At 50.1% G+C, this 423-nt stretch carries 1 protein-coding gene; it reads right to left on the reverse strand.

Annotated elements, in window-relative coordinates; genetic code table 11:
- Nucleotides 1-222: pentapeptide MXKDX repeat protein (locus KMS84_RS43945; RefSeq protein ID WP_256921350.1), on the reverse strand; the 222-nt coding region annotated here is incomplete at its 3' end.
- Nucleotides 223-423 lie beyond the last annotated feature (201 nt).

Here is a 423-nt window from a genome sequence, read left to right on the forward strand (position 1 = left end):
GTCTTTTTTCATGCTGTCTTTGGACATTGAGTCCTTCTTCATCGTGTCCTTACCCATGGAGTCTTTATGCATTGCATCCTTTTTCATCGTGTCCTTTTTCATCGTATCGTGGGACATCGTGTCCTTCTTCATCGTGTCATTGCCCATCGTATCGTCGGCGTGTACAACGGCGACGCCCACTGCCAGGCACATACCTAGGATTGCAGTAGTAAACCTTTTCATAGTGAAGCTCCTTGATACTCAGGTTGCGAATAAGCGCAGCCCGGGCTGCGCAATGGAGTTGCCACGGGCGTCAGCTGCCACCGAACCAGTTGTAGCCTTGGTCTTCCCAGTAACCACCCGGGTAGGTATTAGTGACGAAAATCGCTTGAATGTGTTTTGGGTTCTTGTAGCCAAGCTTGGTAGGCATGCGCAGCTTCATTG

Origin of the sequence: Streptomyces hilarionis (genome assembly GCF_024539675.1) — a bacterium.
Classification (GTDB): Bacteria; Actinomycetota; Actinomycetes; order Streptomycetales; family Streptomycetaceae; genus Streptomyces; species Streptomyces hilarionis.